This window comes from Alteromonas gilva (assembly GCF_028595265.1).
GTDB classification, from domain to species: Bacteria; Pseudomonadota; Gammaproteobacteria; order Enterobacterales; family Alteromonadaceae; genus Alteromonas; species Alteromonas gilva.
The window spans coordinates 2,796,088-2,816,949 of record NZ_JAQQXP010000001.1 but is presented as its reverse complement, the minus strand read 5'-3'; the positions used below and the strand labels follow the sequence as shown (position 1 = coordinate 2,816,949).

Below are 20,862 nucleotides of genomic sequence, written 5' to 3'. Positions count from 1 at the left end.
CTTGCTGCAAATCGCTTTGGATAGGCGTTGTCCGTTGCAACGCTCAGCCGATATTAAGGGGCAGATAGCCCAGGCAAACAGAGCGTTATTGCTTACTAGGAGAGGCTTTGCTGATAATTTTTTGCAGCAGGCTGTTTTCTTTTAAAAGTTTTTCAAAGCGCTCGGCATTTAAAGGCTTACTGTATAAGAAACCCTGTAACATCTCACAGTCATAACGGCGCAGAATATTCAGTTGTTCCTCGTATTCTACCCCTTCAGCAACAACCTTCAATCCAAGGTTGTGGGCAATGTTAATAATGGCAGCAGCCATATGGCGGTCGACATTACTCTCGGCAATATCGTCAATAAATGCCTTGTCGATTTTCAGGGTATTGAGCGGGAATTTCTTTAAATACGCCAGTGAGGAGTAGCCAGTACCAAAGTCATCCAATGCCAGGTGAATACCACGGTCACGCAGCCGCTGCATCATTCTTAGGCCTTCTTCAGGGTTCTCCATTAGCGTACCCTCGGTAATCTCACACTCCAGATGCAGGGGGGATAAGCCAACCTGTCGTAAGATCTGTTCTATTCGATCATCAAGATCAGGTAACTCGAATTGTTTCGCCGAAATATTGACGGCAACACGACCGTTAAATAAGCCTGCTTTAACCCAGCGTTTAGTGTCTTCACAAGCTTTTCGTAACACTTGTTCACCGATCTCGATAATTTGCCCGGTCTGTTCTGCTAACGGAATAAACTGGCCGGGACTGACAATCCCTTTGCTGGGGTGTTCAAACCTGACCAGGGCTTCCATACTGACCAGCTTACCCGTAGTAATATCCACCTTGGGCTGATAAAACACAGTAAACAGATCATCTTTAATTCCCTGGCGAATAAGGTTTTCGATTTGCAACTGACGCACAGCATTTTGATTCATTTCGCCACTGAAGAACTGGTAACTGTTGCCGCCGTTATTTTTAGCAAAATACATCGCGGTGTCGGCATTTTTAAGCATTTCCTGGGGCGAGGAGCCATCTTCGGGGTACAGGGCTATACCTATACTTGCGCCCAACACGAACTCCTGCTTATTGATAATAAATGGCCGGGAGAGTGTGTTTAGCACGTTTTGAGCGAAGTGGGTAATGGTATGGATATCTGAAAAATCTTCCATCAACACACTGAATTCGTCACCACCGAGACGGTAACAGGTGGAATTACTGTTAGTCATCCGTTGAATGCGCTTTGCCACCTGTTTAATTAATATATCGCCGGTTTGATGCCCCAGGGAGTCATTAATCTTTTTAAAATTATCCATATCCAGGCATAACAATGCGTGGTGGCTGCCTTTGCGGACCAGGTTATTGTGACTGGCCTGGAAGAATGAGCGGTTAGGCAGCTCGGTAAGCGGGTCAGAATTGGCCAGTTTAAGCAGCTCTTTCTCGGTACTCTTACGTGATGTGATATCAGAGAATACGCCCACGAAATGGGATATCCGGCCATCGTCATCGTGCACGGCATCAATATTCAGTTCTATTTCGTAGCGTTCACCGTTCACCCGGTTACTTTCCACTTCACCGCTCCAATTGCCTTTTACCCGCAGCGTTTTCTTGATTTCTTCGGTAAATGCGTCCGGATACTGGTGAAAATACAGGTACGTCGCCAACGCCTGGTCGCGGGTTTCACCGGTGTATTTACAATAGGCGTTATTCACTGATATAAAGCGGAATTTGGTATCAGTGATAAATACCCCTTCGGAGATATTTTCAATTGACCGTTTAAACAGGTTAAGCTGCTCTTCTGCGTCTTTTAAATGCTGGATATTCTTCAGCGTTCCGGTCATGCGGATTGGTTCATTATTATGGTCGCGCTGCACTACCTTGCCGCGGTCAAGAATCCATATCCATGTGTTATTGAAGGTTTTGGCCCGGTATGCCAGTTCAAAAAAGTCAGACTTGCCATCAAGGTGCTCTCTTAACGCGTCTTGTACCCGCTTTAAGTCATGGGTATGAATATTGGCTTCATAGCCACTGTTAGTGCGGATGTCATCCTGAGGGAAATCCAGCGTTCCCCAGGTGTTGGAACGGTATACCTGACCTCGATAGACATCCCAGTCCCACAATTCATCGCCACTGCTCCACAAAGTGAGTTTGAGACGCTCTTCGGACTCGGAAATGGCAATACGTTGGCGGCGGCGCAAATGATACTGGCGAACCACATACAAAGTGATCACTGCAGCAAAAAAACCATAAAAAATCAGTGCCGCCGGATGCAGCCATGGGGGAGGCAACACGGTTAGCGTAAGTTTGCGTGAAGGTGACCAGGCTTTGCCGTCTTCTTTGGCCTGTACTTCAAAGATATAATCACCAAATGACACATTATTATAAAACGCTTTGCGCTCTGCTCCGGCTTCGGTCCAGTTATGATCCCAGCCCGACAGTCTGTAACGGTATTTTACCGTTTGCGGCGATACCGGATTAACCACCCCGAATCCAAGACTGAATCGCGAATCAGTGTAAGCCAGCGTAAGAGAGTCCTTAAGGTACAGTGGCTTGTCCAGCAGTTGGGTGTCAGTCTTGTGACTAAACTTTTGCTCTTTGCCAAAGATACGTAACGAAAACACCTGGGGTACACTTGATGGCAAATCGTTAAATTCATCGAAGGCTAAAAATTCCGGGTAAAAATAGTGAAACCCTTTGCCGCCGCCGAATACCAGCGCATTGTCGCTGGTTTTGGCAATGGCACCTTCGGAGTAACTGTTATATTCAAGCTTTTGCTCGCTGAGCGTAATATCAAAGGCGACGTCAGGCAAAGTAATTTGCCTGATTTCAGTGTCGGAAGCTATCCAGATAGAATCTTTAAGTCCGATCGCCGAAAGTACGCTGCCATAAAAATCCAAGGAATGATGGTTGACAGGTTTTAATGTTTCTTTATCGAGTTGAAAAACTCCGGATAAATGTGTGGTAAGCCAATAATAGTTGCCCCACTCATAAACTGATTTGACCGGGGTTGAGTCTTTTCGTTGATCTACCTTAAGACTGATAGTGCTGACAACGTCATTTAGTTCCGGGCTGAAAATTTTAAGTTTGCCTTGCGTGGTAAGCCACAGGTTACCGTCGTTATCGCTGAATATTGGTGAATAGATAGAGCTCTTAAGCTTGTCAGGGTGATTCTTTACTTCATACTGTAAACTCGAAGTAAGAGAATCTTTACTGGTATCCTTGGTTGGTTCAATTGAAACTAAGCCATTTTCCTGAGTCCAAAACCATATTCGCAGCCCATCGTAATGGATTACATCAACGATCATGCCTGGCATAAATTGCTCTATCATGACCATTTCGTGGTTGCGTTCAGTGTAGAGTTCTACCCCTTGTGATGTGGCGAGCCAAATATTGTCCTGCTGGTCGACTACCATATCCCAAAACTGATTTTGATGACTGGTTAAGAAGTATTCCAGGGTACTGTTACTCTTATTAAACCGGCCCAACCCGGCACCTTGTGTTGCGATCCACAGGTTACCTTTGCTGTCTTCGTCAATAGCCCAGATTCGCTCAGAACCATTGTCGGTCAATGTGGTGCCAGCGTGGGCATACAATCTAAGGGAATTTGTAGCCGGGTTGTGGCGGTAAAGGCCCTCAAAGGTCGCCAGCCAAACCGAGCCGCTTGAGTCAGGGTAAATATGGCGGATGAACTGATTATTTAAATAGGTGAGATTTTGGGTATCTTTACCCAGAACGGTGAGCTTGTCTTTAACCAGGTTGTAGATCCCGAGACCGTCTTCTGTACCAAACCAAATCAAGCCTTCTTCTATTTCCTGAATAGCTCGCACGGTAGAATTAATCAACTGTGGGTACGAGTCGTTATTGATGTTCTGAACGGTTTCGCCCTGGTTACTGATAACGGCAATACCGTCATTAGTGGCCAGCCAGTATTTGCCGTCAATAACCTTGATATCAAATACCGACGTCGCTGTTACATTAATCCCCCAGGGATTAACCGTTTCCAGCGAAAACAGCTGGCGTCTTTTTTTATCGTATATATATGCACCAGAGGCGTAGGTGCCAATCCAGATACGTGTGGGTTCGTTATGAATAATATTGATATCGTCTGGGAAGTCGATACGGTCGTCGAGCAATGACAGGGTTTCACTCTCTGCATCGATGGAATAAATGTTCGACGTATCAGCAATAAGGATATTGCCCTGATTATCTTCGCTGATTGACCAGATATCATCGTTTCTAATCAGCGAGTTTTCGCTGTTATAAATTTTAAAGTCGTCAGACTCGGGCTGATATTTTGCTAAGCCAGAGTAGGTCCCTATCCAGAGTTCGTCGTCAGACGACAAATACATTGAGCGGGCAAAGCCTGGCGGGATAGAGTTGTCGGATTGCGAAGAGTGGCGGTAATGTTTGAAATTATAACCGTCGAAGCGATATAAACCGTCGACCGAACCCACCCATAGAAAACCGTGCTGGTCTTCAACGATCGACATTATTGTATGGTCAGTTATACCGTCTTCACGAGAATATTCGTTAAAACGAATATCACTAAGCGCCGTTGCAGCTATCGCGCTGCGGGCAAAAAATGTAAACACTACAATCAGTAGTGTTGCTGTCGATAAATGGGTTGAGCGCACCATACACCTTTGGCAATGTATGCCTTATATTATTGTAATTTAAAGTGGTTAGCATCCCTTCTATCCATACCCAATATGCCCAATATGCAAGTGATCTACAAGGTTTTTTTTGTAGGACAGTGGCCGTTGCGTAATTCTTCTCCAACCCGGTATGTTTAAATACTCTAAGTGGTTGCATATTGCTCAAAGGTAAAACTCAACTTTCGATTTAAAGTCAGCAATATTGGCGATGCTCGCCTCGGGCGAAGCTGATATTGACGGGAATTTGCCTGGTGCAGACAGCACTAACTGTTTAAAGCTTTGATTTATGCTCATATCATTGGCGTATCGTTCAATATCGGTAAATTGCATAGTCTCGATGGTGCTGGCAATCATTAAGTTATGGTTAAGGGTAGGGTCGTTTGCCCCCAGACTTTGCCATATTCGCTGCGAACGCATCGACTGATTCAAATCGGCATCCTGTAGTTGCTTTAATAAGTTGCGTTGAATATGTGGCCAGTAGTTTTCATAGAATGGCTTTTCGCTGGTTTGCTGATGTAAAAATGCCGTAATGTGTTCTAATAACACCTGCGGAGAGTTGTTCGGGCTTTGAATGTAAAATGCGATACCGGGATGCTGGTTATGGGTGACATAACCCGTGCCGACGATATAGCCGAGTTGTTTCTCTGTTCGCAACGTATTGAAAAAAGCCCCGGCCAGCATCTGCTCCAATACCATGCACATGGCGACATCCCATACATCATTACTGGGTGCCTGTAAAAACAGCACTATCGCAGCATCATCGTGTTCACAAACCACCTCGTGATACAGCGTTTTACCCAAGGGTAAATTTGCCACCGGGCGTGGCAGCGGAGGCGCAATGGCGCTGGGTGTTTGCGCGCGGATTGACTCAATGATGCGGTTGGCAGCACCGGAAGACCAGTTGCCGTGAATAAGCCCGTCAATATGGTAATAATCAAATGCCCGATCACGCACGACTTTTATATCGTCAAACTGGCACTGCGCTACGGCATCGAGCATATCGATAGGCGCATGCGTATTGCGCTGTATTAACACGCTGAGACGTGAGAACAGGCGGTTGATAGGCTTGTTCAACAGCGAATTATGCAGGCTCTGACACTGTACCTGCTGGACCTGATGAAAGGTCTGCGGGTCGGGTGAAAAATCCCCAATAGCGGCAATCAGGCGGTTAACTAACTGCCCTTGTTGGGCACTGAACCCCCGGGTATGTAAACTGAATCCGCCCTGATGGCCATAGATACGGTAGTGTAAGCCAGCAATTTCGGCACGATAAAACTGACCCTGCAGGTAGTCGTTAACTGCCGCTAACCATAAGCGTTTGGCGGCAACCTGGTGAATATTCTGAGCCAGCGCCGGTACGTCAAAAGAGACAAAAATATCGCCCTTAGGTAAGGCGAACTGATGATCCTGACAAAACCAGAAGTCCATGCCTTTGGTGGCGACAACAGGCTGAGGCAGGGCGAACTTTTGCTCCGGTTTACTTAAACTGTAACTATCACCAATAAACGGATTGGCCGGAGGTAAATAGATTGCCTTAACTGGCCTGGGCTGTTGCCAACTGACCAGCTTTGCTTCGCTTATGGGCTGCATTGCATATTCAGCATCATAATAAGCGCACTGCTTATTGGTTTGTATTTCCGGTGCAATGACTTTGAGCCGAAGGTTCTGCGGCGTAAAGTGAGTGAGTGCCTGTGCTAAGCTTTGTTGGGTCAGGGCTTCGCGCTGACAGGCGCTGGCAATATCCTGCCAGTCAAAATACTGGTGTAACTCAGCGAGGTCACTGATGGCCTGTAACGGCTTATGGGAGTCATCATACTGGCGGGCTAATTGATTGAGCTTCGCTTTTTCCTGTAAGCGCCAGGTTTCGTCACAGGCACTGAGAAGCAGTTGTAACGCATAAAAAATGGCATTTACAATGTCATCCTGATAGTTCAGGCCGGACTCGGTCAGTTGTAAATTAATATTGAAATCTTTAAAGGTTTGTCCTTCGATACCTGAGCCCGCGATCAAATTAGTCACCCAGCCTTTCGCTTTCAGGTAGGCAAACAAACTCCCTGACCCCTCGTCTCCCAACACATGACTTATAAAATCCAGTGGTTTGGTGTCGATTTCGAGCTGTAATGCTGGCAAGGCAAAGGTCACAATTAAGCGACGGGCAGCCTGCAGAGGTTTGATATTAATTTGTACGCCCAATTGCTCAGTTGTATAAAGCGCAGGCAAATCAATGGTTGCTGCTTCACCAGGTGATATCTGACCAAAACTGTCGGTGAGCCATGCCGCCACTTGCGCAGCGCTGAAAGGCGAATAAATACACATCGTCAAATTTTTGGCGCAATAATGCCCGGTATGAAACTGCCTGAGCAAGGTTTGCAGCTCAGCTAAGCTAAAACGGCTGAAAATCTCTTCGTTGCCTACTGAAAACTTAGTAAATGGGTGGTCAGGGTTAGCGGTTTCTTTGTGTATTTGGTACAGGCGCCGTAAATCATCTTTGCGCTTATATTTAAACTCAGCATCAATAGAGCGGATCTCGGCGGCGATTTTCGCAGTCTCAAACAGGGGCGCATATAACATCGCGGCAAACGCCGGTAATAGCTGGGGGAGGGCCTGAGCCTGAGCCTGAAAGTGATAATTGGTAAACTCGGTGCCGGTCCAGGCATTTATTGCGCCACCAGCTTGTTCAACCAGCTCATTGACCCCATTTGGCTTAGGATGGTGTTTATTACCCATGAACAACATGTGTTCTAACAGATGGGCGAGCCCAGGGCATTCCTGAGGATCAAAAAAATGGCCTGCTTTTACGCTTACAGACACACAACAGCTGTCGATGTCTGGTTTGTGAATGACGAGTACCCGTAGACCGTTGTCGAGAACAAGTGATTCAGTACTGTTTAAGTCCTGGATTATATTCAAAGTGATCGTCTTATTTATCAGTGTATTATTTCGACAAACGCAATATTTTTTGGCTAAACTAACAATGCGTAATCTAAGTACTGCAGATTAAGACTAGGCGCGGGCGTTTACCTTTGTTATCGTACATTTCCATATTTTCATCATATTAGCAATGTTATGTCAGGTCAAAGTAGCAAAGACGACATTTTTATCTTCATCATGCGGCACGGTGAGGCAGAATCTTTGCTTATTAATGATAAGGACCGGCAATTAACCTCGCAGGGTTGCGCTGAGATTAGCCTGTCATGCAACTGGCTGACATCATCCTATTGTCACGATCGGCAACTGGCCACTGTGTTAGTGAGTCCGTATAAACGAACCCGACAATCATACCAGGAACTTGCCGGTATTCTGCAGGCATCACACTTTGAAATATGCAGTGATATTACGCCTGATGGCAATGTAAAGTTAGCTCACGATTACATCGACGTCCTGGCCCAACAAAGTTTACAGTCCGCAGCAGGTCGGCCGCTGTTGGTGGTCAGTCATATGCCCTTTGTTTCCTTTTTATTGGATGAGTTGTGTAGTACTGAACAAATGTCATTATTTTCGACAGGATCGGTGGCGGTAGTTCGCTATTCGGTGTCACAGCGCAAAGGCGTTTTAGAACAACATTTTCAGGGGCGATAATCACGTTTTGTCGTGGTGGATCATAAGCATCCACAATTATTACGCATAATCTTCTTTAGAAAACTTGCAAGGTTCCGATAAATAGCTTGTAGAGTCCATAATCCATGAGCAGACATGTCAGGCCAGTCGATTCCAGAACAATTGCGCAAATCCTTGCAGCAGCATATCGAAGATGCTGATTTGCAACAAAATGACGAGCTCATTCAACTGATGAGCAAGTTAAGCGATTTGTCGGATAAGGTTGCCGCGGCCAAAGCGAAAGCCCTGGCCAGACGCAAGGTCACTCGTTAGACGGATTATTAACCTGTCGGTAATAGTCAGGTATTACACGGACTGTTTTTATCATGTTCTCATTAATATCAATGATTTCTATTGGGTAGCCGGCAAGTCTCAGACTGACGTTGTTTTCGGGGATCTCTTCAAGGTATTCCAGAATCAGACCGTTAAGGGTTTTCGGGCCTTCCGTGGGGAATTCCCAGTTCATCTCTTTGTTTAGCTCGCGAATATTCGCGCTGCCATCAATGAGTACACTACCATCTTGCTGAATAGAAACTTCTTTACTGTGATCAGGCAGTGTCGTGGTGGTAAAGTCGCCAATGATTTCTTCCAGAATGTCTTCCAGTGTCACCAGACCCTGAATATCACCATACTCGTCAACCACCAGCGCAATACGCTCTTTCTCTACCTGAAACTGGTACATGAGTGTATGCAATGGGATCGACTCCGGCGCAAAGTAAATTTCGCGCACAGCCCGCAGCAGCGTTGCTTTAGTAAATTGATCTTTAGACAGTAATCGCAGCGCATCGCGCATGTGCACAAATCCCACTGCATCGTCGATACTATCGCGATACAGCAGAACGCGTGTGTGCTGTGATTGGGTTAGCTGTTTTTGGATGTCTTTCCAGTCATCATTAATATCAATGGCAACAATGTCACTGCGCGGCACCATAATATCTTCGGCAGTCACATTCTCCAGATCTAAAATGCTCACCAGCATGTCCTGGTGTTTTTGGGGAATCATCGAGCCAGCTTCGTACACAACGGTGCGCAGTTCCTCACGGCTTAATGAGTCGCCGCCACCGTCCTGAGGACGAATACGTAAAATCGCTAATATGCCGTTGGTAATGCCATTAATAAACGCCACAAAGGGGTACAGCACCACCAGCATCGGCGTCAGGATCAACGAACTTGGGAAGGCGATTTTTTCGGGGTAGAGCGCGGCCAGGGTTTTGGGCGTTACTTCGGCAAAAATTAATAGTATAAAGGTCAGGCCGATGGTGGTTGCAAATACCGCCCAGTATTCACCAAACCAGCGCGTACAGATTATGGTCGCAATTGCCGATGCGGCAATATTAACCAGATTGTTACCAATCAGTATAAGCCCGATCAGGCGATCAGGGCGCTCTAACAGTTTATATACCCGCTGGGCACCCCGGTGCCCGGCACTTTGCTGGTGCTTGAGGCGATAGCGGTTAATAGACATCATTCCAGTTTCAGAACTGGAAAAGTAGGCTGACAACGCAATCAAAATGCCCAGTGCAATCAGCAGTGCACTGGTAGAAATCTCTTCCAACGAGGGGTACCTTATTTTTAATAAACAACCAATGTAGACAGTCAGCTACGCGGTTTCAAGTGTTAATTAGCCGTATCCGGTTAGAGAATGATTTCACTTACGAAGCGACTACCGAAATAGGCTAGCGACAATAGTATAACGCCTACTACTGTCAGAGTAATGACTTGTTTTACGCGCCAGCCCCAAAGTTTTTGGCCAATGAGCAAAAGCACAAATACCAAAAGACCGGCAATTGACAATACGGTTTTGTGTATGTATCCGCGACCAAACATATTATCAAGAAAAACAAACCCGCTTAACTGCGCCACCACGAGTAAAATAGTGCCGAGTAATATCAATTTAAATAAAATCGATTCCACCAACGTTAAGGGCGGCAACGAAGAATGCAACAGACCGGCGCCTTTATGTTTAAGTTGATGGGTGATATAGGACATCTGTACGGCGTATAAAAAACCAATGACTAATGTGCCATAGGCAAACAACGACAACGAAATATGAATAATCAGGCCTGGCCGCATGGCAATCTGCATAATGTGCTGCACCGGAATTAATAGCGAGGCCAGCACTGTAAAGGCCGAAAAGCCAAAGACCACCGGCAATAAAATGGTATTTGGCAGCAAACTGCTGCTTATCAGCATCGATAAAGTGATCAGCCAGGAGACGAGTGACAGCACATTCGTAATGCTTAAATTCTGACCGCTTTGCGCTGCCAGAATTGCCTCACCCAAAAACAGAGAATGACAAACAATTGCCAGTGCTGCCACGCTTAGCGCCAGCATGCGATTGGGTCCCTGATTGTGAAAAAATCGCCCCGTTACCGAAATCGCTGAGAATAAATAGGCAACAACCGCCAGCAGCGCAAACAAGGTAGCCATTTGTCGTATATAACCTGTTGATGATTAATAAAGATCAATTAGGAGCAGAGAATAACAGAGAATTTAACCCGATGTCTTCTTGAATACGATAAAAGGTCAATTCCCCCCTACGTAAAAGGCGTAAATTTCGGTATACTGCGCGCATTACACTCAAATCAGGTGATTGATTTATGTTTGAGAATCTCTCTGAACGCCTTGGCCAGACGTTACGCAACGTTAGCGGGCGTGGACGACTAACCGAAGACAACATCAAAGATACGCTACGGGAAGTTCGCATGGCGTTGCTTGAAGCCGATGTTGCGCTGCCGGTGGTAAAAGAATTTGTTAGTCAGGTAAAAGCCCGTGCAGTCGGCACTGAGGTGTCTAAAAGCCTTAAGCCAGGACAGGTCTTCATCAAGATTGTTCAGTCTGAGCTTGAAGCGGTTATGGGCGAGGCTAACGAAAAGCTCAATCTGGCCACCCAGCCGCCAGCGGTAGTGCTGATGGCAGGTCTGCAAGGGGCGGGTAAAACCACCTCGGTAGGTAAGTTGGCCAAATACCTGACTGAGCGCGAAAAGAAGAAAGTCATGGTGGTCAGTGCGGATATCTACCGTCCGGCGGCAATCAAGCAGTTAGAAACCCTCGCTGAAGAAGTCGGGGTAGGGTTCTTTCCGTCAACCATTATGCAAAAGCCAGTCGATATCGTTAACGATGCGATTGGAGCAGCCCGCAAGCAATTTTACGATGTACTGCTGGTAGATACCGCCGGTCGTCTGCATGTCGACGGCGACATGATGGACGAGATTAAGGCGCTGCACTCGGCGGTGAAACCGGTGGAAACCCTGTTTGTGGTCGATGCCATGACTGGTCAGGATGCCGCTAACACGGCTAAAGCGTTTAACGAAGCGTTACCATTAACCGGCGTGATCCTCACCAAAGCAGACGGTGATGCCCGTGGTGGTGCGGCGCTGTCGGTACGAAAAATTACCGGTAAGCCGATTAAATTTATCGGTATGGGCGAAAAGCTCGACGCGCTGGAACCTTTCCATCCTGAACGTATTGCCTCACGTATTCTGGGCATGGGCGACGTGCTCAGCTTAATTGAGGAAGTAGAGCGTAAAGTTGACAAAGACAAAGCACAAAAACTGGCCAAAAAAGTACAAAAAGGCAAAGGCTTTGATTTGCAGGACTTTAAAGAGCAGTTAGAGCAAATGCGCAACATGGGCGGCATGATGGGCATGCTCGATAAATTGCCCGGCATGGGCGCCATGACCGATAAAATCAAAGATCAGGCTAACGACAAACAGTTTACCCAGATGGAAGCCATTATTAATTCCATGACACCGGGCGAACGGGAACGCCCTGATGTGATTAAAGGCTCTCGCAAACGCCGTATTGCTGCAGGCTCGGGTACCCAAATTCAGGACGTAAACCGTTTGCTTAAGCAGTTTACCCAAATGCAAAAGATGATGAAAAAGATGTCTGGCGGCGGCATGAAGAAAATGATGCGTCAGATGAAGGGGATGATGCCCCCCGGTGGTGGCGGCCCGGGTGGAATGTTCCCGCCCCGCTAACGCACCGGACGCCGAGCAGGTTGTTTTGATCTGCTCGGCGTTTACGTAGTCCGGCACCATCACAAATATTGATGGTCACCGGGTACAAAAGATGTAGGTAACGTTTATACTCGCTAAATCCGTAAATTGAAACCAGGTTACTTTTCGTTAAATGAAAAGAACAAATTGCTTAGCCTCACTCATCATAGCGATTACAATGAGTGTGTGCTCTGGAATGAACTTTCTGTTCGCAGAGGCGTCGGTTATAAAGCCTCAGGCGGACATTCGCTGGATTAAAAACCCGTCTCCCCCCTTTCATATTCTTGAGGGGCGTTATTCCGGCCTCGGGCTTTGTGACGTACTGGTCGATAAGTTAAATGAAAAACTGGTGCCGCTGAGCACCACTATCGATATTTATCCGCAGTCAAGAATTGAGCGACTGATTGAGAGCTCCGAAAACTTGTGCTTCCCCTGTATGATTAAGCGCCAGGATAGCGACCGTTTTGTTTATAGCCGCAAAACCACAGTTTACCCGCCGTTGGGAGTTATCCTGAGTAAAGCGCTTTTAAGCGAGGTATATCCGGACCAACCGCAAGCTATCTCGCTAAAAGCAATGCTCAACAATCAATCGCTGATCTTCGGGGTTGCCGAAGCGCGGCGTTTCCCGGATATTTTACAAACGATTATTGACCAGCATGAGGGGGCCAGCAACGTACTCGCCTTACCGGGAGTGTTTGCGCCACTTCGCTTGCTCCAGCAAATTGAACTGGGTCGAATTCATTACACGCTGGATTATCCGGGTGTACTTCGCTATTTTTCAATTAAAGAAAATAATCAGTCGCTTCGGTATTTGCCTACTACAGAGTTCGGCGCGCAGTCAGTTTATGGCGCCATTGGTTGCACTAATAATGACTGGGGAAAACGTGCAGTAGATGCTATCGACGCGGTACTTGATGACGTAATGGATGATCCTGAGTACAGAGCAAATCAGCAATTCTGGCTCAATACGCTACCCGAAAACCCATAAATACGCTTTGCCTGTTCATTTAATACACGATTGTTGCGGTTTTTCTTCAGGAATTCAAAACTGAGCCCTGCAAAACTGTGCAACAACACGAATTCATAATAAACTGACGCGCTAATTTCGCCGTGCAGTTCACCCAGCGCAAGCAGCGCCGGGAGCGGATTCTCATTTACCCAATCAGACAAACATGGCGAAGATTGATCTAATAAAGTAACAGGAATCTTATGGCCGGTCTTAAACGCATCGTATTAATCGACACCCATTTACCGGGCGTCGTTGAACTTAAACTCGACGGGCACACCAACATCTGCGGCACCAATGCCTCAGGTAAAACCACCTTACAACGCCTGATCCCGGTATTCTATGGTGAATATCCAAGCCGCGTAGTGCCGGCCACGCGCGACAGCTTTGAACGTTGGTATTTACCGCGTACGTCGTCGTTTATTATTTATGAATACAGTCGTGCTGATGGCGAACTATGCCAGGCGGTATTGTCTTCTAATGGCACCGGGGTTAATTACCGGTTTATCGCCAAAGCATTCGAACTCGATGACTACCTGTACAAACAAAAAAGTGGTCAGCACGGGTCATTGTCGGCAACGGAAATTGCCCGCGCAATGAAACGCAACAATGTGATTGTGTCGAGCTTGCTCACAACCAAAGATTTCCGCGCGGTAATTCAAAATGACCAGGGTGTATTGAATCAAAGCAGCAGTGCTCGCGAGCTTTTAGGTTACGCAAAAGTGTTTAGCCTGAGTCAGTCCAGTGAGCACTTACGCCATATTGAGAAGCTGGCCAAGGCGGTGCATTCCAAAGAAGGCAAAATGGAAACCATAAAAGCCATGATTGCCGCTATTTTGGAAGAGGACGGAGTACAGCCGCCTACCTCAAGTTTGTCGCGCAACCGCGTCGATGATTGGATCCGTGAGTGCCACCTGATCCGTGCGTTTGATCAAATCCGCCCTGAATTCACCCGTCTTGAGCAAGCGAATATGGCATTGCAGGATGCCGAGAATGATTTGGCGGCGATCAATCAGGCCTTCGCCCTGGACAAATCAAAACTTACCGCACGGGTTGAAGAGAGTCGTCAGCAACTCGACGATGTGCTGCACCAGAAAAAACACAACGATGCCACGTGGAGCGAACAACGGGATACGTTAAATCAGCAAGTGTCCGCGTCGCGCGCCGATGTAGAAAAGTATACCGCAGAGCTGGATGCGGTGGAGCGAGAGTTTGACCAGTGGCAGGAGCAAAACATTGAACAGCTTAAAGAGGATGTTGGCAAACTGCCACAGTGGCAGCGCGAACTGGAACTGGTATCAAGTCGCTACACCTTGCTCACTGAGCAGCATCAGGATATTGAGTCGGCCTATAACCGCCGTGTTGCCGAAATTGGCGAAACCCTGAGTGCACAAATAGAGGAGCTTTCTGAGGCGCGTCAGGAAGCCGCAGAAAAACGCAGTGAACAGCAACAGAAAGAGCGTCAGGCACTACAGGATATAAAAACTGACTACGAAAATCAGGTACAGCAACTTAGCGATACCTACCAGAATAAACGCAATGAATTACAGGTCAGCGAAGCACAAGCCAAAGCGGCACTGGCGAATGCCGGCTACAACGAGTTTGAGCAGTCGCAGTTAGAGCTACTCGATGCGGCGATAAAAGAAGCCAGCATTAGCGAAGACACCGTGCGCTCGCAGTACCGACAAAGTCAGAGTGAATATAAGCAAGCCCAACAACAGCGCGATAGCGCTAATCAGGCCCTCGAAAAAGCCCGTAATCAGCACCGCAAAGCCGAACAGCAGGTTGATGACGTAAATGCACTGCTGTATCCGGGAGAGGGTTCTCTGCTGGAGTTTTTGCGCGCCAATGTGAATGAGTGGGAAGGTTCTATTGGTCGTTTAATTCGCCCTGAATTACTCGACCGTACTGATTTGCACCCCGCTGCGGCCGATAACAGCGACGCAATGTTTGGCGTTAAACTGGCGCTGGAGCATATCGATGCCCCGGCGTATGCTAAAACCGAACAGGATTTAAAAGACAGCCTGAAAGAGTCAGAAGCGGCGCTTGCCAGGGCTCTCGACGTCCAAAACGCCTGTGAGGCTGAACTGGCAAAATGTAACGAAGCGGTGCGCGTGGCAGAACTTGCGCTGACCCGCCAGGACAACGCTGTTCGTAGCGCCGAAGCGGCCCGTAAACGCGCCACCCAGGACAAAGAGTCGGTACTAAGTGAATATCAGCATGCGCTCAAAGAACGCAAACAGCGCGCCAAAAGCCAGTTAGAAAGCAACCAGCTTGCACAAAAAAAGCTGCAACAGCAGTTTGAGCTGGATCGCGACAATATTCAGGATCAACAGCGCGAAGCCGTGACCGAACACAGCTTCCACTGGCAACAGTTAATTGCCGACAGCGACGCACGGTTAGCCCAGCTTGATGGCGAAATTAAACAAGCCAAAGCATCCGCCGCCAATGACCGCGACGAAATGGCTAAATGGCTGGAGAACGAACTCAATCAGCGCGGCCTCGATGTGGATGAAATTGGCCAGTTAAAGAAACAGGTCAAAGCGCTCAAAGATTCCATATACAAAACAGAAACACAGCGTCATAAAGTGGCCGATTACGAGCGTTGGTACCAAACCGTATTTACCGGTCAAAAGGTTACCTGGCAGCAGGGCCTGACCAAGTCCCGTAAAACCTTAAGCGATGCGGAGCGTGAGCTTAATGAACTACAGGTACAATTTAAGGAAACCCGGGAAACCCTTAAAGGCCAGCAGTCGGCCCTTGAAAAACTTCTCACGGTGGCTACCGAACAGTTAGGCCAGGTCGATGGACTGGCTAAAACGCTGAGCAAACACAGTTTGCCTGCCGTCGACGCTGTCAGTGAGTGGCAACACGATGAACTGAGTATTACCCAGCGGTTATCACGCGCCCAGGCCTTGCTGAAAGAACGCGAAGAGCTGCTGAGCGATATTCGTAACTATGTGGAACGCTTCGATCAGTTAATTGCGGCGCAGGCAGGCACCGGGCTGTCGGATACCTGGGAACGTGCCCGCGAGGAATGTGCGGTGATCAATGCCCACGGGGTGAAAGGTATCGACCATCGCCGAATGGTCGGGCATTTAGCGCAGCTGCTGAACGTGATTGTGCCGCAAAAACTCCAGGGTCTGCGCGAGCAGGGGCGTATTTTCGGGGCTGATTTAAGTCAGTATTATTACGTGCTGGCAGATATCGATAAGCGCATAGTGAGCCAGAGCCGGCGTATCAGTAAAGAGGTCGATGGCGAGTTATTCTTAGAAGGGGTGTCAGACTCTGCCGTTAAAATCCGCTCACGCATCAGTGAATTGGAGTTCTGGCCGGAACTGGAGCAATTCAGACGTCTCTACGACAGTTGGCTGGAGGAGGGCGCGCATGAGTTACCCGACGATGAGTATGGGCAAAGCATGCGCCGGGTGCTGGACATTCTGGGACGCGCAGCGCTGACCGGGGGGATCAGTAAATTGCTGGATATCGAACTGCATATTCGGGAAGGTAACAGCGATCTGGTTATTCGTACCGACCGTCAGCTTAATGAGTCATCCAGTCATGGCATGGCATATTTGATTTTATGTAAGTTTTTGCTTGCCTTCACGCGCCTCTTGCGGGGCAATGCACAGGCTGTAATTCACTGGCCTATCGACGAATTAGGCACGCTGCACCAAAGTAATGTTAAGAAAATTTTTGACGCCTGTCAGAGCAATAATATCTCGGTGGTGGGAGCGTTTCCTAACCCCGAATCCGATGTGCTTAAATTGTTCCAAAATCGTTACCTGATTGACAAGGTAACCAAGCAGTTACAGGTCGTGCAGCCTAAGAGCAGTAACCTGTCGTCGTTAATTCAGGCCCGTAAGGCTCAGCAGGGAGTGACCAACGCATGATGACAGAACAAGGTAAAGTACTCAGCGCCTTACTTAATGGCCAGTTTATTTGTCAGGTCAGTGACGAAGACAGCTGGCGGTTTTTAAAAAGCCGCGATAACGCCACTAAGCTCGAGCCGCACTTAAATCTGCTAAACCGCACATTGTCGACCACCGGCGAGGGCGAGGTGTTTTTTGCCGCCTATTTAACCCTCGGCGAAGACGAACGCAAAATTCTCCAGCAACAGTTTCAGGAAACCACCTCGAGCCTGGTACCGCTGGTTGAATGGTTGTTGTTAGTGCAGCAAGCCAGTGAGTCGGATATGCCGCTTACTATGGGCAATGCTATTCGCTTAAATGAGTTGCAAAGCGTGATAGAAGATACCCCCGCTTACAGTGAGCAACTGGAAAAAATTTCCCGCTATCGTTTGTTTGGCTCTACCAGTGTTAACCTCGACGGACAATTAAAGCAGGTATTTAAAAAACTCACGGATTTAGGCTACTTAATAAAGCCTAACCCAGAAAAACAAATTTACCTGGCAACCGGTAAAGTTGAGCACCTGTTTGAAGTGATACGGTTTATTGATGAAACCGAGTCGTTGTCACTGTCGGAACAAGCAGAAGCGGCAATTCAGCAAGGTAACCTGTTATGAGCCAGGCGCTGATCCAAGCCGGTAATCGCTTTTTAAATGCGCTCGGACGGCATAGCGATCTTATTATGCATGCCTATGTGAATGGCTCCGTGGAGGAGGCCAATTTCAGCCGCAAAATACTCGAGCAACTGACCCAGTTGGGGATTTTATGGCGGCCTGACCCACAAAGTGCGCTGCGGCTCAAAAGTGCCGTGCGTAATTTGCTGGAGAATGGCCTGCAGGATGAACGTAACCGTAATATTGACGCCAACATTGGCACGGCGCTGGCAAGCTTAAAAACTATTGCTGAGCACTACAAAGAGGCCTTGCATTACAATCGCTTTAACGAAGCGCATGCCTATATGACAGATCTTACCGAGCATGTGTATCAACTCACCGAGTCGCTGGCGAATAGTGTCAGGGTAATGTTTAGCCGGATTAACAATGAGTTTGGCTATGTGTCATCGGTTGATGCCAAAATACGTGAGAATGAACTGGCGCAGGGACAGGTGTCAGAGTTATTAAAACAACTTGAGTGTTTCAGGTTCGATGAACTGAGCGAAATTGCCGGCAGTAACCGCGAGCTACGCCATTTATTAGTGGTTGCGCTCCAACAAAACTTTTCTAAAGCCACCCAGGAACTCTCGGTTGCCCAGGCGCGCCTGCTGGACTTACTGGGTCGTTTTCGGGAGTTTCAGGGCCGCACCCGACTGCTTAAAGGCTTTTTATTGCATATGGAGCACCACCCTGATTTTGTACCGGGTAATTACCCCAACCTGACCCAGGTGCCAATATTGTTTAATCAGTCTGATGCCATGCTGAAGCCGGCCAGTATCGATGTGAATCAGGTATCCCATGAGCAAGAATTACAGCAAATTGTTGCCTCTCTCAGCTCTGTTTACCGGCGCAAACCGGCAGACAATAAACAAGCCAAACCTTCAAGCATTGAGGTGAACGAGCAACAGGCGGTGGATTTAGCACTCGATCCGCTGCAGGCCGAGGTCGATGCCTATTTCTGTGAAGTGATCGACAACGGCCAGGCATTGTCGGCGCTCGATTATTTTAGTGCCAGACAATTAGAGTTTGATCCTGAGGTGTGGTTGTATCAGGTAATAGGCGGCTATCAGGCGCTGGATGATGACGATAAACATTTCTTCGCCATTGATCCGGTTGGTCATCCTGATGAGTATTATACCGGTAATTTTATTATTCACGACGTTACACTTGGGTTGCGATAAGTTGCCGGTTCTTTAAGCGATACCGGCATAATAAATATTTATTTAAACTTTTTATTTACAATTGCGTAACATAATAAGGTATTATCTGTTAAGTGGTAACTGGCGGGATGCTGGTATAAGTAAACAGGAGCTGTTATGCATTTATCCGAAGAACAATTATTTAATCAGGCGCTAATTAAGCTGGCGGTCCTTTTTTATCAGGTCGATCGCAGGATTTTACTGAGTGAGCAGGACTACCTTGAAGAGCTCGTGGAGTCGTTGGAGTGGGACAGTCCAATTTGCCGCGAAGCGTTCGTTAATGACGTTATCCACCAAACACGCACGGCTTTAGATACAGGGGATGCCGCGGACATTTTGCGTAGTCTGCAAGGTGAACTCTCTTTTGATGCGAATCGCGCGCTGGAAGTGGCCATGGCCATGTCAGGCATCGATGGCGAGCGCAGCGACGAAGAAACAGAGTTACTCAGTTTACTTACTCATAAGGTACTTGCCCGGGCGCTCACGACCAGTGCTCTGGAAATCCCCGCGGCCTGATACAGCCCGGGCAGTCGCGCCCGGGTATGGGATCTGAACAACGCGCGTGCCGGTCAGCCGGTTCGCGCTGCTCTGCGTCTTGCATTATTGTATGGTAGCCGTTAGGGTCATAACACGTCGTAAGTTATTGGTCTTTAATGCTGCATGTCGATCCGCATTTTCTCACCGCTCCCTTTGGTAATTTTATCTGCTATTGTCCTTAGCATGCTGGTGCTTACCAGCTGTCAGCAGACTATGCAGCCACGCTTTGTTGCTTCTGTAACCCCTCTGCCCACCACAGTGTCACCGTTTACCCGTTATCAGCATGCAGTTGCTCAGTGGCTGGCTGAGCATCGTGTCAGCGTGGGGAATAATGCCAAGTGGGAAGTGACACTCAATACCCCGTTTGAATGTGGCGTAGGTAACAAAACAGGGGTTCTTTTTGTGCATGGACTGGGGGATTCACCTTACTTTTTCAGCGATGTCGGCGAACGGCTTTGCCAGCATGGGTTCTGGGTACGCACGGTCTTGTTGCCAGGTCACGGCTCTAAGCCAGGCGATATGCTCAATGCCAGTTATTCTGCCTGGCAAGATACCGCCGAATACCATATTGATGCGTTTTCACAACAGGTGAACAGGTTGTTTTTAGGCGGCTTTTCAACCGGAACCCATATTGCTGTCGTGGCGGCCAGCGAGCGACCGGCCATTAGTGGCTTACTGTTATTTTCACCGGCCTTTGAGCCGAACTTTGGAGTGACCTGGCTGGCCCCGTATATGACCTCAGTCTATCGCTGGCCTAACCTCGAGCCTGAAGATAATCCAACGCGCTATAATTCGGTCGCCATGCAAGGCTTTGCTGCCTATCAACACAGCGTTGATGCGGTGTCACAGACTCTGGCAGCGAAGCCCCTGTCACAACCTGTGTTTATGGTAATACCCGAGGGAGATAGCGTGGTGGATGTCCGTGAGGTGGGCAGGCTCTATCAGCGCCGGTTTAAACATCCGGATAATGCATTACTGTGGCTAGGAAACGGGGCACAGGCGCCAGCAGGGGCAAAGGTACTATCGATGACGATTCCGGCACAGCGTATTAGTGCGGCGTCGCATATGAGTGTGCTGTTTAGTCCGGGTAATCCGCTGTATGGCATCGATGGCACGCTACGTATTTGTGACAATGGCCAGTCTGATGAGAAAACCGCACGCTGTGAAGCAGGAGAGACGGTCTGGTATGGTCCCTGGGGCTACACAGAAGAAAACAAAGTATATGCCCGGCTTACCTATAACCCTTATTTTGACATCATGGTGAGAGAGGCTGTGGCCTTTTTAAATAAACAAGCCGCGAGTAACTGACGTTATTCGCGGCTTGTTTT

At 48.0% G+C, this 20,862-nt stretch carries 13 protein-coding genes; 9 read left to right on the top strand and 4 right to left on the bottom strand.

Annotation, left to right across the window (positions count from 1 at the left end):
* Positions 1 to 85 precede the first annotated feature (85 nt).
* Positions 86 to 4,615: an EAL domain-containing protein gene (locus OIK42_RS12465; RefSeq protein ID WP_273640965.1), complete on the bottom strand. Its 4,530-nt coding sequence runs from the start codon at positions 4,613 to 4,615 to the stop codon at positions 86 to 88.
* Between the two features lie 180 nt (positions 4,616 to 4,795).
* On the bottom strand, positions 4,796 to 7,543 hold the full coding sequence (locus OIK42_RS12460) for an insulinase family protein (protein ID WP_273640964.1): 2,748 nt from the start codon (positions 7,541 to 7,543) through the stop codon (positions 4,796 to 4,798).
* A gap of 156 nt (positions 7,544 to 7,699) precedes the next feature.
* Between OIK42_RS12460 and sixA the strand changes: the two genes are divergently transcribed.
* On the top strand, positions 7,700 to 8,212 hold the full coding sequence (gene sixA / locus OIK42_RS12455) for a phosphohistidine phosphatase SixA (protein WP_273640963.1): 513 nt from the start codon (positions 7,700 to 7,702) through the stop codon (positions 8,210 to 8,212).
* Positions 8,213 to 8,326: 114 nt separating this feature from the next.
* Positions 8,327 to 8,503, top strand: coding sequence for a hypothetical protein (locus OIK42_RS12450; RefSeq protein WP_273640962.1), 177 nt, complete (start codon positions 8,327 to 8,329; stop codon positions 8,501 to 8,503).
* Here OIK42_RS12450 and OIK42_RS12445 read toward each other — a convergent pair.
* Complete coding sequence (locus OIK42_RS12445; RefSeq protein WP_273640961.1) at positions 8,493 to 9,785, bottom strand: HlyC/CorC family transporter; 1,293 nt, start codon at positions 9,783 to 9,785, stop codon at positions 8,493 to 8,495. The two genes, OIK42_RS12450 and OIK42_RS12445, sit on opposite strands and share 11 nt — an antisense overlap.
* An 80-nt stretch (positions 9,786 to 9,865) precedes the next feature.
* On the bottom strand, positions 9,866 to 10,660 hold the full coding sequence (locus tag OIK42_RS12440; protein ID WP_273640959.1) for a cytochrome C assembly family protein: 795 nt from the start codon (positions 10,658 to 10,660) through the stop codon (positions 9,866 to 9,868).
* A gap of 170 nt (positions 10,661 to 10,830) precedes the next feature.
* On the opposite strand from OIK42_RS12440, the gene ffh reads away from it, so the two are divergent.
* The 7 genes from ffh (at position 10,831) to OIK42_RS12405 (ending at position 20,842) form a co-directional block, all read left to right on the top strand.
* Positions 10,831 to 12,213, top strand: a complete 1,383-nt coding sequence (gene ffh, locus OIK42_RS12435; RefSeq protein ID WP_273640957.1) for a signal recognition particle protein — start codon at positions 10,831 to 10,833, stop codon at positions 12,211 to 12,213.
* A 214-nt stretch (positions 12,214 to 12,427) separates the two neighbouring features.
* Complete coding sequence (locus tag OIK42_RS12430; protein WP_273640956.1) at positions 12,428 to 13,219, top strand: hypothetical protein; 792 nt, start codon at positions 12,428 to 12,430, stop codon at positions 13,217 to 13,219.
* 221 nt (positions 13,220 to 13,440) lie between these two features.
* Complete coding sequence (locus OIK42_RS12425) at positions 13,441 to 17,130, top strand: ATP-binding protein (RefSeq protein WP_273640954.1); 3,690 nt, start codon at positions 13,441 to 13,443, stop codon at positions 17,128 to 17,130.
* Complete coding sequence (locus OIK42_RS12420; RefSeq protein ID WP_273640953.1) at positions 17,127 to 17,762, top strand: condensin complex protein MksE; 636 nt, start codon at positions 17,127 to 17,129, stop codon at positions 17,760 to 17,762. The genes OIK42_RS12425 and OIK42_RS12420 overlap by 4 nt, the downstream gene beginning before the upstream one ends.
* The gene (locus tag OIK42_RS12415) at positions 17,759 to 18,979 is read left to right on the top strand and encodes a phosphoenolpyruvate carboxylase (protein ID WP_273640951.1); all 1,221 of its coding nucleotides are present in this window, start codon (positions 17,759 to 17,761) and stop codon (positions 18,977 to 18,979) included. Before OIK42_RS12420 ends, OIK42_RS12415 begins: the two co-directional genes overlap by 4 nt.
* Before the next feature lie 135 nt (positions 18,980 to 19,114).
* On the top strand, positions 19,115 to 19,513 hold the full coding sequence (locus tag OIK42_RS12410) for a TerB family tellurite resistance protein (RefSeq protein ID WP_273640949.1): 399 nt from the start codon (positions 19,115 to 19,117) through the stop codon (positions 19,511 to 19,513).
* 234 nt (positions 19,514 to 19,747) lie between these two features.
* Positions 19,748 to 20,842 (top strand): alpha/beta hydrolase, encoded by a 1,095-nt coding sequence (locus tag OIK42_RS12405; protein WP_273640947.1) that lies wholly within the window; start codon positions 19,748 to 19,750, stop codon positions 20,840 to 20,842.
* Positions 20,843 to 20,862: the final 20 nt, after the last annotated feature.

Coding starts and splice junctions, on each gene's coding strand:
- OIK42_RS12440 (WP_273640959.1), bottom strand. CDS start 10,660: ATGGCTACCTTGTTTGCGCTGCTGGCGGTTGTTGCCTATTTATTCTCA.
- OIK42_RS12450 (WP_273640962.1), top strand. CDS start 8,327: ATGTCAGGCCAGTCGATTCCAGAACAATTGCGCAAATCCTTGCAGCAG.
- ffh (WP_273640957.1), top strand. CDS start 10,831: ATGTTTGAGAATCTCTCTGAACGCCTTGGCCAGACGTTACGCAACGTT.
- OIK42_RS12420 (WP_273640953.1), top strand. CDS start 17,127: ATGATGACAGAACAAGGTAAAGTACTCAGCGCCTTACTTAATGGCCAG.
- OIK42_RS12430 (WP_273640956.1), top strand. CDS start 12,428: ATGAACTTTCTGTTCGCAGAGGCGTCGGTTATAAAGCCTCAGGCGGAC.
- sixA (WP_273640963.1), top strand. CDS start 7,700: ATGTCAGGTCAAAGTAGCAAAGACGACATTTTTATCTTCATCATGCGG.
- OIK42_RS12405 (WP_273640947.1), top strand. CDS start 19,748: ATGCAGCCACGCTTTGTTGCTTCTGTAACCCCTCTGCCCACCACAGTG.
- OIK42_RS12410 (WP_273640949.1), top strand. CDS start 19,115: ATGCATTTATCCGAAGAACAATTATTTAATCAGGCGCTAATTAAGCTG.
- OIK42_RS12465 (WP_273640965.1), bottom strand. CDS start 4,615: ATGGTGCGCTCAACCCATTTATCGACAGCAACACTACTGATTGTAGTG.
- OIK42_RS12415 (WP_273640951.1), top strand. CDS start 17,759: ATGAGCCAGGCGCTGATCCAAGCCGGTAATCGCTTTTTAAATGCGCTC.
- OIK42_RS12425 (WP_273640954.1), top strand. CDS start 13,441: ATGGCCGGTCTTAAACGCATCGTATTAATCGACACCCATTTACCGGGC.